The organism is Microbulbifer mixtoriginis (SeqCode), from assembly GCF_052466865.1.
This window is the reverse complement of record NZ_CP174293.1, coordinates 438,656-450,853: the sequence shown is the minus strand read 5'-3', so window position 1 is coordinate 450,853 and position 12,198 is coordinate 438,656. Positions and strand designations below refer to the sequence as shown.

The window sequence follows — 12,198 nt, the reverse complement described above, 5'->3', positions numbered from 1 at the left end:
GCAGGACTAGGAGCCCGTTTTTTGCATCCGGGCGCCTGGGGTACGGCCGATCAGTAAACCGGGATTACTGCGGTAATCCCAGTTCGACCGATTCACCCTGCTGCTCGCTCAGCACGCGATTGAGCAGGGTCGGTAGATTTTCCTCGGTGGTACTGCATTTCCAGCCGGGCGCGGTAAACGTGAGGTGGTAACCGCCCGACTTGGCAGCTACCCAAAGTTCCTGATTGGCAGATTGCCGGGAGAGAATAACCTGACTGCCATTATCCTCCAGGGTCAAGGTGAGCACGGCACCACTGCGCTCGTAATCGATATCCCAGTCACAATCGTCCAGGGCATCCTCAATCGCCATCAGGGTATGCTCAATGGCCGCTTCATATTCCGTTTGGCTCATCTTTTATTACTTCTGTTACCGTCTACTGTGTTCAATCTATTGGCTCGCTATACTATCAGGCTTTTGCCGAACACCGCTCTAAAGCCCGAGTGCAGGATGTCACCCATGCCAAAGAAAATGCTCTACCCCCTTTGCGCCCTGCTGAGTGCATCCGCACTCCTCAGTGGCTGCGGTCAGAAAGGACCGCTGTACCTGCCTCAGGCGCCGGCCGAACCCGCGCCAGCTATCACCACAGGCCCGCCCACTACGGTGCCCACTAGTAGCACTGCGGTGGAGCCGGATGAGCCGGTACTTGTTCCAGCCGGAGAAACTGTTGTACCGGAAGGGTACTCCGAACCAAACGACTATTCAGAACCCGGGGATTACTCTGCGCCAGAAGACTACCCGGAAGAGGGCTACCCAGAGGAGCAAGCACCGCAGAAATGAGTGAGTTCAGTTATCGCCAAGGCAGCCTGTGGGCAGAACAGGTATCACTGGAAGAGGTCGCCGAGCGTTTCGGAACCCCCACCTACGTCTATAGCCGCGCCCACTTCGAGCGCCAATATCAAGCCTATGCCGAAGCACTGGGCAGCCACCCCGGCCTGATCTGCTATGCGGTGAAGGCCAACAGCAATCTGGGTATCCTGTCGCTTTTGGCCCAGCTTGGCGCTGGGTTTGATATCGTCTCCGGGGGCGAACTCGAAAGGGTATTGCTGGCGGGAGGAGATCCCTCGCGAATAGTATTTTCCGGTGTGGGTAAAACCGCAGACGAGATACGCCGTGGCCTGGAAGTGGGTGTGCACTGCTTCAATATCGAATCGGAGGCCGAAATGCGCCGCCTCGAGCAAGTAGCGGCGGAGTGCGAAGCTGTTGCCCCAATCTCACTGCGGGTCAACCCAGATGTAGACGCACAAACCCATCCCTATATTTCCACCGGCCTCAAAGAAAATAAATTCGGCGTCGCCATCAACAGCGCTTTGGATGTGTATTTATACGCAGCGCGCTCACCTCACCTGAGAGTGACCGGGGTGGATTGCCATATCGGCTCCCAGCTCACCGAAGTGGCCCCTTTCCTAGATGCCCTCGACCGGCTGTTGATGCTGGTGGACACCCTCTCCACCGAAGGTATCCAGCTGGAACACCTGGATCTCGGCGGCGGCCTCGGGGTCCGCTACCGGGGTGAAGAGCCCCCAGTAGTTGCAGACTATCTGAAAGCAGTTCTGGAGCGTATCGGCGAACGCCAGCTGGGCCTGATACTGGAACCTGGCCGTTCGATTGCCGCTAACGGCGGTGTTCTATTGACTCGGGTTGAATACCTGAAGCACACCGAAGGACACAACTTCGCCATTGTCGATGCGGCCATGAACGACAACCTGCGCCCTGCCCTTTACCAGGCCTGGCAGGATATAGTGCCGGTTACTCCGGGCGACGGTGAGGACACACTCTGGGATATCGTTGGCCCCGTTTGCGAAACCGGTGACTTCCTCGGCAAGAACCGCGCCCTGGCTCTGCGCGAGGGGCAATTACTGGCCATGCTGTCCGCCGGCGCCTACGGCTTTACCATGAGTTCCAACTACAATAGCCGCCCGCGTGCAGCGGAAGTGCTGGTGGATGGCGAGAATAGCTATTTAGTGCGCACACGGGAAACTTTCGACGACCTGGTTCGGGGTGAGACCCCGGTGCCTGAAAAGGTCTAACGGTTTGTGTCACCCTTGCCTCTTAATTACCAACCAAAAGAATTCCGGGGCGCTAGCAATGCCGGCGTCACCGGTGGCGAGCACCCCTAGGATGGCCCGCTCAATCAGTTTTACAGAGAAATGGAATGCGCGTTAAATTCAGCAAGATGCATGGGCTCGGCAATGATTTTGTAATGCTCGATGGCATCAGCCAGAGACTCAAGCTGTCACCAGATAAAATTCGCCGAATCGCCGATCGGCGCCTAGGCATCGGCTGTGATCAAGTACTACTGGCAGAGCCGCCACGGGGGCCAGAGGCAGATTTTCGCTATCGCATCTTTAATGCCGATGGCGGCGAGGTGGAGAACTGCGGCAATGGTGCACGCTGTTTCGCCCGCTTTGTACGCGAACGCCGCCTGACGGGAAAAAAACGGCTCAAGGTCGAAACTGCTGCGGGTATGCTGCACCTGCGTGTACTGGATAACGACCAGGTCAGTGTCGATATGGGCGCCCCCGTTTTAGAGCCGGAGAAGATTCCGTTCAATGCCGATCGCCGTGCGGATAGCTACCTGCTGGAAGCCAGTGACGAGACCTTTACCATCGGCGCAGTCTCCATGGGTAACCCCCACGCCATACTGTTGGTCGACGACATTCACAGCGCCCCGGTAGTGACCCTCGGCCCTTTAATCGAGGCACATCCCCGCTTCCCCCAGAAGGTGAACGTGGGTTTTCTGCAAGTCGACTCCCGCAGTCAGGCACAGTTGCGTGTATTTGAGCGCGGCGTAGGTGAAACTCACGCCTGTGGCACCGGTGCCTGCGCAGCCATGGTGTATGCCCACCTGCGCGACCTGGTGGATGAGCAGGTGGAAATCCGCCTTCCCGGCGGGTCCCTGACAATCCACTGGAGTGGGCCGAATCAGCCGGTTACTATGACCGGGCCCGCGACTACCGTTTTCCACGGGCAAATCATTGTTTAAATAATTTAGCGGGCGAGCCTCAGCTCTAATTCCGATAGAGCACAGGATTCACCACGCGCCCGCGCCAATGTGAACAGAACACGATGGAACACACAGACGCCAATCAAACTTCTGATGAGATTGTCGCCGGCAACCACAGGGAAACCCAGCGCGATGACAAGTTGCTCGCGCGCCAGGTAGCTCGCTACCTAATGCAAAACCCTGAGTTTTTTGTCGAGCGCATGGACCTGCTCGAAACCATCAAACTGCCGCGGGAAAATGGCAAGACCGTGTCGCTGATGACACATCAGACTAATCTGCTACGCGAGCGCAATATTGAGATGCGGCAACGCCTCGACCAATTACTGCACAATGCACGCGATAACGATCAGTTGTTTTTTAATAGCCGCCGTCTGATCCTCGCCCTATTGGAAGCACAAACCATTGGTGAGGCTACCACGGCTCTGTACAACAGCTTTTCCCATGACTTCAATGTGGAATTTACCAGCCTAACTCTATTTGGACCGCTAGGCGTGCCAGCCGACAAGCTCGGTGAAGTGCGCACCAGCACACTCTCCAGCGCAGAGACGGCCGTTGGCGCCATATTGCGTAATGGCCGCCCAATATGTGGAATTTTGCGTCCCGGGGAAAGAGAGTATTTATTCGGAGACCAATGGCAGGAAATTGCCTCCGCCGCAGTGGTCCCGCTCGGCAATCAGCTCGGCATGCTGGCAGTTGGATCATCCGACCCCCAATACTACCGCTCCAGCCTCGGCACTCTGTTTCTCTCTTACATTGGCGAAGTTTTGGAGCGCCTGTTGCCCAGGCTACTGAATCCCTGAGGCCAACAGGCTTCAGGGGTTCCTGCAGAAAAGATTTTGCCGCCAACCTGATCTCAGGGGCGGCAACGTTGAAAAGCACTAAATAGGTCGACTACCGTATTTTGGCTGCGGTTTCCGTGGCGGGTCGGCGGTGACGTCTGGATCGACTTCATTAATCGCCCCGCCACCGGCTAGAAATTCCTCAACATCAGAACTCAGCTGGCTTCTGGCGCGTTCACGGGAGGTAATGGAGCGCTCTTCGGCAAATTCCTCTGTATCCTTGCTGCGAGCATTCTTACCCTGATCTTCATAACTATCTTTCATAGCAAAACCCTGTAACCCTTACTCCTGTTACAGAGGGAGTACCTCTGTGCCGCCCCTTCCCGCGGCGCCAATGAAATTGAAAGCCACCGGAGTAGCAATCGCCCACCGCATCAAAAGCGGCGATTAATATATAGGCACTTACAATCTACGCTGCCAGCTGCAGGCACCGGAGCCCGTAGAGTTTTTTGTTGGGAAAAAATCGAGGAGATATTGCAGTTTGTTATGGAGATTTAAGTGACAGGTAGGGAGAAACCTTCTAGTAGGAGACGGTCAGGGATCATTTTAGGGGATAAAGAAAAGCAAAAGCCCCTTACGGGGCCTTAAACACACTGGGTATTATTAATAGAAATACCCTGATTAATCGGCAAACATTACACCGCTTCGCTACCGGTTTCCCCAGTACGGATTCGGATCACTTCCTCGAGCGCGGTGATAAAGATTTTTCCATCACCGATTTTTCCGGTTTGCGCCGCTTTGGTGATAGCTTCTACAGCCGCATCCACCATGCTGTCATCGACGGCCAGCTCCAGTTTAACCTTGGGCAGAAAGTCCACCACATACTCCGCACCACGGTAGAGTTCGGTGTGGCCCTTCTGGCGGCCAAAGCCTTTCACCTCTGTTACCGTCATTCCCTGGACACCGACTTCAGAAAGGGCAGTGCGCACATCATCCAGCTTGAAGGGCTTCACTACGGCCGTTATTAATTTCATCTTGTGTTTTCCCCTGGTTTATCTTCTTTGCGGGAACCTCAATGCGGCGGCCACCCCAATATTAAGGCGACGCCACTACCGAGCGACTATTTGCTCATAAATTCCGGGTAAGCTTCCATTCCACACTCGGCCAAGTCAACACCCTCAATCTCTTCATCCTCACTGACACGGATACCGGTTGCCAGCTTGAGCAGATACCAAACCGCCAGGGAGCTTACGAAGACCCACAGGAAGATAGTCAAGGCGCCAACCAACTGACCCACAAAGGTGGATTCCTCGTTGGTTAGGGGGACCAGCAACAGGCCGAGCAGACCAACTACACCGTGCACGGAAATAGCGCCGACCGGATCATCAATTCTGAGTTTATCCAGAGTAATGATGGAGAAGACCACCAGAACACCGGCAAACATACCGAACACAGTCGCCTGCAGCGCGGTAGGAGTAGAGGGCTCGGCAGTAATTGCCACCAAGCCCGCCAGCGCGCCATTGAGCAGCATCGTGAGATCGGCCTTGCCGAACAGCAAACGGGCGGTAATCAGTGCGGCAATAGCACCACCGGCTGCAGCGGCATTGGTATTAACAAATACCATGGCGACTGAGTGCGCACTGGCGGCATCGCCCAGTTTTAATACGGAACCACCATTGAAGCCGAACCACCCCATCCACAGGATAAAGGTACCGAGTGTGGCCAGCGGCAAGTTGGCACCGGGAATCGCATAAACCTGGCCATTGGGTCCGTATTTACCCTTACGTGCGCCCAGCAACAGCACGCCTGCCAAAGCGGCGGCGGCGCCAGCCATATGTACGATACCGGAGCCGGCAAAATCGGAGAAACCGAGGTCGCCCAGGCTAAATAGACCAAAGACATCCTGGCTACCCCAGGTCCAGGAACCTTCCATAGGGTAAATAAAGCCAGTCAATACCACCGCGAAAGCAAGGAAGCTCCACAGCTTCATGCGCTCAGCCACGGCACCGGACACGATGGACATAGCGGTGGCGACAAATACGACTTGGAAGAAAAAGTCAGAAGCACTCGAATAAACGGAATCGCCTTCAAATCCATTACTGGAGGAATCGGCCAGTACAGTGTCGAGGCTAAATGCCTCAATGCCAGATAGCATCCAGTTGCCATCATACATAATGGCGTATCCAGTAAGCAGATACATAATGCAGGCTATTGCAAACAGCGCAACATTTTTGGTGAGGATTTCTGTAGTGTTCTTTGAGCGCACCAGGCCAGCTTCCAGCATGGCAAAACCCGCAGCCATCCACATCACCAGGGCACCGCACATCAGGAAATAAAAAGTATCAATTGCATACTGCAACTGAAATATCTGGTTTTCCATGTTTCTCTCCGTTCAAGTCTGTATATTTTTAAAATTATGTTTGTTGCTATCGAGTTAGATCGCGTCTCTGCCGGTTTCGCCGGTGCGTATGCGCACTACCTGCTCCAGGTTGGCAACAAATATTTTTCCATCACCGATTTTTCCGCTGTGAGCACTGGAGCCCAGTGCCTCCAAAACTTTGTCTAACTCAGAATCCTCTACGGCAATCTGCAGCATGGTTTTCGGCAGAAAATCCACGACATACTCAGCGCCCCGATACAATTCGGTATGGCCCTTTTGCCGACCAAACCCTTTTACCTCAGTAACAGTCACGCCATTAACACCCACTTCTCTGAGGGCATCGCGCACGGCATCCAACTTAAAAGGCTTGATAATTGCGGTGATTAATTTCATGGATTCCCCCCTCCAAAAAAAATGCCCGCGAAATATCGCGGGCGAACTGATTACCAAGTATAAGTAGCACCAACTACCAGGGTTGGCTCACACCAATCGGTATCCCAACATTCCTCTTTACTGACATCGGTACCAACGTAAGCCGCACTCAGGTTCAAACCACCGAAGCCTCTGCTGAGCGTTACGGAATAATCGATATAATCATCGTCCTCATAAAGGAACTCACTACGCTCCATAAAAATGTTGTAACCAACATGCAAATCCAGGCTCAGATCTGCTGGCAGTGAGAAACTGTACTCCGCAAAGGTGTAATAAAATTCGTCGCTCTGCGCCCAATAGTCGGGAGAGTAAGCAACTCCGAGGGTCAGGTCTGAAATGCTGAGGTTGCTGTAAATTTCCCAGTAATCTTCATCCTGGTCACTACCGTGATAGGCGTAATAGATATAGCCGACGTCGTAACTAATGGAGTCATTAATATCTGCGGAGAAACCACCGTAAAAATCCTGCTCGTAATCGGTTTCATCAAATCCATAGGCAAAATCCACCTGCGAAGCCCAGGTACCCACGTAAAAGCCATTGCCAAAATCCAGATCCAGACCACCCTGAATTGCAGGATTTCTATCCTTTTGTGAAATGCCTCGGAAGCGATAATCTGAAACCATACCCAGGTTGGCGCTGAAACTGATGCCCTCTTCCTGAGAGCTGCTGGAAGAGGTATTTTCTTCAGCATTTGTTAGATTGGCAGTGCCCAACGCCAGTAAAGCGCCAGCGAAAATAGTGGCAATTTTATGCTTTTTAACTTCCACTTTATTTCTCCTAAATTTCTATAGGCTGTATTTCAAGAGCTGTAATGGCGCCGCCTGCAATCGGTCCTGCACTGTCGGGTATGACAGAGGGTCTCTTGCGTCTTGTGAACCGCTACTTTCCCAGACTCCCAGTGATCGTAAATGGCACACCTGCCTATTCACTGCAGACTTGATGCCAGGACAGCAATATCCAATAAAATCAATAAGTTAACGGGAAAGCAGACAACCGGAATAAATACGAACAATGAGCCCGCAAAGTCTCACGCACCAAGATGGAACTGTTTGTCATCGCGTGCACAGAAGTGGGGAATCTTGCAGAGGCAGTGATCAGAATAGTGCACAAAGAGTCAGCTTTTGTGGCTATAGGGTGTGGGTTACAATCTGGTGCCATTAAATAAGATTTTGACAGCAAGGAGTTGCCCGTGGCTGCGGACAAACTGCAACAACTCTTAAAAGAACTGCAACAGCAGGGCACAGTAGTTACCAATGACCTGCGCAGTGCGCTGGAGGTTTCACTGGATAAATTGCCGCTGGTCTCCCAGCGCGAGTTCGATACTCAAGTGGAGATACTGAGGCGCACCAGAGAAAAATTGGCTCGCCTGGAAGACAAGGTGGAAATACTGGAGCAGGCTCTCGCACAGAGAGAACACAAACCCGAGGATTAGTTCTTCCACAAGCCGCCGCATCAAGGATGAAAATGTGAGCCTGTCAGTTAGCTACACCCGTGCCCAGCTGGGTGTTAACGCCCCATTGGTCACCGTTGAGACCCACCTGGCCAACGGGCTCCCCGCCTTTCATATCGTCGGCCTACCCGAAGCTGCCGTGCGCGAGAGCCGCGACCGGGTACGCAGTGCCCTAATTAACAGCCACTTTGAATTCCCCCAGCGGCGTATCACCGTTAATTTGGCCCCCGCGGACCTACCCAAAGACGGCGGGCGATACGATCTCGCCATCGCTATAGGCATACTCGCCGCCTCCGGCCAAGTGCCTAGTGAGCCCCTGGAAAGCTACGAATTTATCGGAGAGCTCGCCCTTACCGGCGGAATACGCCAAGTCAGCGGCGCACTCCCCGCGGCCATCGCCAGTGCTGCAGCTCAACGCCTATTAATAGTGCCGAAAGAAAACGGCAGCGAAGCCGCCCTGGCTGGCAGCGAAATCGCTAACGCCAACTCACTTCTTGAAGTGTGTGCAGAACTGCATGGCCGGGAAAAATTACCCCGCGCCGAGCAGCAATTAGAGCCAGTAATTACACACACTGCAGACCTCGCTGATGTTCGCGGCCAGCTCAAGGCAAGACGGGCCTTGGAAGTCGCTGCAGCAGGAGGCCACAACCTTTTGTTCTATGGTCCACCGGGTACAGGCAAGACCATGTTAGCCAGCCGTTTGCCCGGTATATTGCCGCCTTTAACCAGCCGTGAATCTATAGAAGTGGCAGCTGTGTACTCCAGCGCTGGATTACCCCACCAGAGTCACAGGCCCTTCCGCGCCCCCCACCACAGCGCCTCCCCAACCGCGCTGGTGGGCGGCGGTAGCACACCGCGCCCAGGAGAGATTTCCCTGGCCCACCGCGGGGTCTTATTTCTAGATGAAATGCCGGAGTTTCCCCGCCATGCCCTAGAGATATTGCGTGAGCCGCTGGAGAATGGCGAGGCGCGTATTTCCCGCGCCAGAGCGCAAGTCACCTTCCCCGCCCACTTCCAATTAGTGGCCGCGATGAATCCCTGCCCCTGTGGTTATTTGGGAGAAACTCGTTGCCGGTGTACACCGGACCAGATAGACCGCTACCGCAACAAGCTTTCCGGACCGCTGTTGGACCGTATTGATATGCAGGTGGAAGTTGGCGCAATGAGCGCAATACAGTTACAGGATTCTCCTCCCGGTGAGTCATCTGAGAGTGTGCGTGAGCGAGTCTGTAATGCCCGCCAACAGCAGTTACAGCGACAGGGAACAATCAATAGCTTATTAAAAGGGGCATCGCTGGAAAACCACTGCGCCCTAGGCGATACCGAAAAACTACTACTGCGACAGTCAGTAGAAAAACTTGGGCTTTCTGCACGCAGCTATCATCGAGTGCTTAAAGTCGCCCGCACTCTGGCGGACCTAGCCAAACAGGAAAGAGTTGGTGCTGTTCAGATTGCTGAAGCACTAGCCTATCGAAATTTTGACCGAAGAAATATCACAGCGTTATCCAGTTAGCAACAAATCTAAGTTTTAAAATAATTAATCTATGGCATGAGTTTAAGCCTTACACTTAATATTATTATTCGCTTCTGAAAATCTATCTCAAGTAACGCGTATGTGCACATTAAAAGGAATAATTAAATGATAGAAGGAAGACTATATCTCCGTTCTATTTTATCAGCGTTTTTTAATGCAGTTATTTTTTTGTTCTTAACCGGCTGCGGTGGTGGTGGTGGTGGTGGTGGTGGTGGTGGTGGTGGTGGTGGTGGTGAAGAGCCTGATTCATCATTGAGCCATCAAAATCTGACTTTCGCTCACACAGGCTCAATAAGTTTGTATTTAGGTGACATGTTTCAAAACACTGCTAGTGGACAAGGCACAGGCTCAATAGCTTACCGCTCTAGTAATCCGGAAATAGTCACCGTTGATTCAGAAGGCTTAATTACCGCTATAGCCGCAGGCTCAGCTACCATAACGGCAACTATAGATCAGGACAATCAGTACTTTTCCGCTTCATCTAACTATCAAGTTATCTCTGAAATAAAAACAATAAGTATGACTGCGTGGGTAGGCAAATCTGATACTAAAGTTCAGTTTTCTGAGTCAGATGACAACACCTTATTTTATCGCAGCACTGAAAATGAGTGTAATTTAGAAAGTTATAATACTTGTGAAAATGGGCAGTTAAGTACTATCAATGGTCAAATAATTACCGACACAGCTGCCACTCTCTCCCAGCCAGCTTTCTATAATCTTCTTTCTGATACTTCAAAAGCCTCTGTCACGGTAACTACATCAGAATTTTCTGGGAGAGAGGGACATCAGGTAATAGCTTTTAAAGAAAAACTTTGGCTAATCGGTGGTTATGATGGTTTGAAGTACCAGAATGATATCTGGTCCAGTAATGACGGAATTATTTGGGAACTACAAACTAAAAATGCACCTTTCCCCCTAGCCTGGTCTCCTAAAGCCACTGTATACAATAATAAGTTATGGGTTGTGCTAGGTCCTATTAGTAACCCTGATAATAATGAAATTTGGTCATCAGATGACGGAATTACCTGGGAACTGGTTACTGATAATCCCAATTTTCCGGGTCGTATTACACAGAGGTTTATTACTCACGATGATAAATTATGGATCATTGGTGGTGCGTATAGAGATTCAACAGGGGACAATTTGCTCAATGATATATGGTCGTCTACTGATGGAGTCACATGGACTCTTGTTACAGACGACCCCTCATTCTTAATCGGATGGGCGGCAGAAACAATAAGTTTTAACAATAAACTATGGATGATCGGCGCCCTGGGATTTGATTTCACAAGGGGTGAAATCTGGTCATCAGAGGATGGAGAGCATTGGAAACAGGTATCAGAAGAGACTCCGTTTATGGCGAGAGAAGACCACCAACTAGTATCCCATGACAATAAGCTTTGGGTAATTGGTGGCAGTGAAGGTGGCGGCCCAAATAATATAAACGATATTTGGTCATCAACAGACGGGGTTAGATGGCAGCAAGAAACCGAAAGCACCCCTTTTTCATCTCGTGAAAACCATCAAGCTATTAGTTTTACTGGAAAAATATGGTTAATTGGTGGTCGATCAGGTGGTATGTTTAGTGGGTTAAGAAATGATATTTGGTCATCTATAGATGGTGTGAATTGGCAACAACACACAAAAACTGATGAAATACCACCAAGAACACAACATCAAGCTATTTATTATAAAAATAAATATTGGATTATTGGTGGTTCTGGAAATTCAAAGAATAATATTTGGTCATCTAGTGACGGTTCAAATTGGACACTAGCGAAAGACAATCCGAATTTCCCTTTCAGTTATCGACATCAAGTCGCGATCCACAATGGAAAAATGTGGTTAATTGGAGGTAATGACGGAGAATGTTGCGAGCAATCCCACGGATTAAAGAATGATGTTTGGTCATCTATAGATGGAATAAATTGGAAGTTAGAGTCAGAGACTCCTGGATTCTCAGCCCGATTCGGCCATCAACTCATAAGTCACGATGAGCGGCTATGGCTTATTGGGGGTACCGAAGATTATGGCGATAAAGGAAAAAAAGATATCTGGTCATCAATAGACGGTATTAACTGGACACTAGTCACAGATAACCCTCCATTTATATCTCGCCACTTTCATCAGGCACTTAGCTTCAATAATAAAATTTGGATTTTTGGAGGAAAAGGGGACTTAGGTTCAGATGATGTCATGTGGTCATCTACCGATGGTATCAATTGGTCAAAAGAAACTCTCAACCCAATCTTTAATACTCGTTACGATCACCAATTTGTAGCCTTTAAGAATAAGCTATGGGTAATTGGGGGATGGGACACAGAAGTGGCGGAATATACCAATGATATATGGTCTTCTAAGGATGGGGTTAACTGGACTCTGGAAACCTCTTCCGCCCCCTTCTCAGCCAGAGGCTCTCACCAAATAGTGAGCAATGGTGACCATCTATTACTTATTGGGGGTCAGGGTGAGGGAATAAATAATGACATATGGAAATCAGAAGACGGTATCCAGTGGCGTAAGCTTTACAAACGCCAAGTTTATTTGGCCGCTCCAAGGTAGCTCATTACTAGTTTCGT

General features: G+C 51.0%; 13 protein-coding genes. 7 read left to right on the top strand and 6 right to left on the bottom strand.

Annotation, left to right across the window (positions count from 1 at the left end; genetic code table 11):
• Positions 1-64 precede the first annotated feature (64 nt).
• Positions 65-391, bottom strand: a complete 327-nt coding sequence (gene cyaY / locus ACJJJA_RS02120; RefSeq protein ID WP_444883418.1) for an iron donor protein CyaY — start codon at positions 389-391, stop codon at positions 65-67.
• Between the two features lie 105 nt (positions 392-496).
• On the opposite strand from cyaY, the gene lptM reads away from it, so the two are divergent.
• From lptM to ACJJJA_RS02100, 4 genes are all read left to right on the top strand, one after another.
• The gene (lptM, locus tag ACJJJA_RS02115) at positions 497-817 is read left to right on the top strand and encodes an LPS translocon maturation chaperone LptM (protein ID WP_444883417.1); all 321 of its coding nucleotides are present in this window, start codon (positions 497-499) and stop codon (positions 815-817) included.
• Entirely contained in the window at positions 814-2,067 is a 1,254-nt protein-coding gene (lysA, locus tag ACJJJA_RS02110; RefSeq protein ID WP_444903633.1) for a diaminopimelate decarboxylase, read from the top strand. Before lptM ends, lysA begins: the two co-directional genes overlap by 4 nt.
• A gap of 125 nt (positions 2,068-2,192) precedes the next feature.
• Positions 2,193-3,023: a diaminopimelate epimerase gene (gene dapF / locus ACJJJA_RS02105; RefSeq protein WP_444903632.1), complete on the top strand. Its 831-nt coding sequence runs from the start codon at positions 2,193-2,195 to the stop codon at positions 3,021-3,023.
• 83 nt (positions 3,024-3,106) lie between these two features.
• Positions 3,107-3,844, top strand: coding sequence for a DUF484 family protein (locus ACJJJA_RS02100; protein WP_444903631.1), 738 nt, complete (start codon positions 3,107-3,109; stop codon positions 3,842-3,844).
• A 78-nt stretch (positions 3,845-3,922) separates the two neighbouring features.
• Here ACJJJA_RS02100 and ACJJJA_RS02095 read toward each other — a convergent pair whose 3' ends face one another.
• From ACJJJA_RS02095 to ACJJJA_RS02075, 5 genes are all read right to left on the bottom strand, one after another.
• On the bottom strand, positions 3,923-4,147 hold the full coding sequence (locus ACJJJA_RS02095) for a hypothetical protein (RefSeq protein ID WP_252084147.1): 225 nt from the start codon (positions 4,145-4,147) through the stop codon (positions 3,923-3,925).
• A gap of 371 nt (positions 4,148-4,518) precedes the next feature.
• Positions 4,519-4,857, bottom strand: coding sequence for a P-II family nitrogen regulator (locus ACJJJA_RS02090; RefSeq protein ID WP_152450594.1), 339 nt, complete (start codon positions 4,855-4,857; stop codon positions 4,519-4,521).
• A gap of 86 nt (positions 4,858-4,943) precedes the next feature.
• Complete coding sequence (amtB, locus tag ACJJJA_RS02085; protein WP_444903630.1) at positions 4,944-6,203, bottom strand: ammonium transporter AmtB; 1,260 nt, start codon at positions 6,201-6,203, stop codon at positions 4,944-4,946.
• Positions 6,204-6,257: 54 nt separating this feature from the next.
• On the bottom strand, positions 6,258-6,596 hold the full coding sequence (locus tag ACJJJA_RS02080; RefSeq protein ID WP_252084145.1) for a P-II family nitrogen regulator: 339 nt from the start codon (positions 6,594-6,596) through the stop codon (positions 6,258-6,260).
• A 50-nt stretch (positions 6,597-6,646) separates the two neighbouring features.
• Positions 6,647-7,402: a TorF family putative porin gene (locus ACJJJA_RS02075; RefSeq protein ID WP_444903629.1), complete on the bottom strand. Its 756-nt coding sequence runs from the start codon at positions 7,400-7,402 to the stop codon at positions 6,647-6,649.
• Positions 7,403-7,824: 422 nt separating this feature from the next.
• On the opposite strand from ACJJJA_RS02075, the gene ACJJJA_RS02070 reads away from it, so the two are divergent.
• The 3 genes from ACJJJA_RS02070 (at position 7,825) to ACJJJA_RS02060 (ending at position 12,181) form a co-directional block, all read left to right on the top strand.
• Positions 7,825-8,067, top strand: a complete 243-nt coding sequence (locus tag ACJJJA_RS02070) for an accessory factor UbiK family protein (protein WP_252084143.1) — start codon at positions 7,825-7,827, stop codon at positions 8,065-8,067.
• Positions 8,068-8,101: 34 nt separating this feature from the next.
• Entirely contained in the window at positions 8,102-9,598 is a 1,497-nt protein-coding gene (locus tag ACJJJA_RS02065) for a YifB family Mg chelatase-like AAA ATPase (protein WP_444903628.1), read from the top strand.
• 126 nt (positions 9,599-9,724) lie between these two features.
• Complete coding sequence (locus ACJJJA_RS02060) at positions 9,725-12,181, top strand: Kelch repeat-containing protein (RefSeq protein WP_444903627.1); 2,457 nt, start codon at positions 9,725-9,727, stop codon at positions 12,179-12,181.
• The last annotated feature ends 17 nt before the right edge of the window (positions 12,182-12,198 follow it).

Coding starts and splice junctions, on each gene's coding strand:
- cyaY (WP_444883418.1), bottom strand. CDS start 391: ATGAGCCAAACGGAATATGAAGCGGCCATTGAGCATACCCTGATGGCG.
- lptM (WP_444883417.1), top strand. CDS start 497: ATGCCAAAGAAAATGCTCTACCCCCTTTGCGCCCTGCTGAGTGCATCC.
- lysA (WP_444903633.1), top strand. CDS start 814: ATGAGTGAGTTCAGTTATCGCCAAGGCAGCCTGTGGGCAGAACAGGTA.
- dapF (WP_444903632.1), top strand. CDS start 2,193: ATGCGCGTTAAATTCAGCAAGATGCATGGGCTCGGCAATGATTTTGTA.
- ACJJJA_RS02100 (WP_444903631.1), top strand. CDS start 3,107: ATGGAACACACAGACGCCAATCAAACTTCTGATGAGATTGTCGCCGGC.
- ACJJJA_RS02095 (WP_252084147.1), bottom strand. CDS start 4,147: ATGAAAGATAGTTATGAAGATCAGGGTAAGAATGCTCGCAGCAAGGAT.
- ACJJJA_RS02090 (WP_152450594.1), bottom strand. CDS start 4,857: ATGAAATTAATAACGGCCGTAGTGAAGCCCTTCAAGCTGGATGATGTG.
- amtB (WP_444903630.1), bottom strand. CDS start 6,203: ATGGAAAACCAGATATTTCAGTTGCAGTATGCAATTGATACTTTTTAT.
- ACJJJA_RS02080 (WP_252084145.1), bottom strand. CDS start 6,596: ATGAAATTAATCACCGCAATTATCAAGCCTTTTAAGTTGGATGCCGTG.
- ACJJJA_RS02060 (WP_444903627.1), top strand. CDS start 9,725: ATGATAGAAGGAAGACTATATCTCCGTTCTATTTTATCAGCGTTTTTT.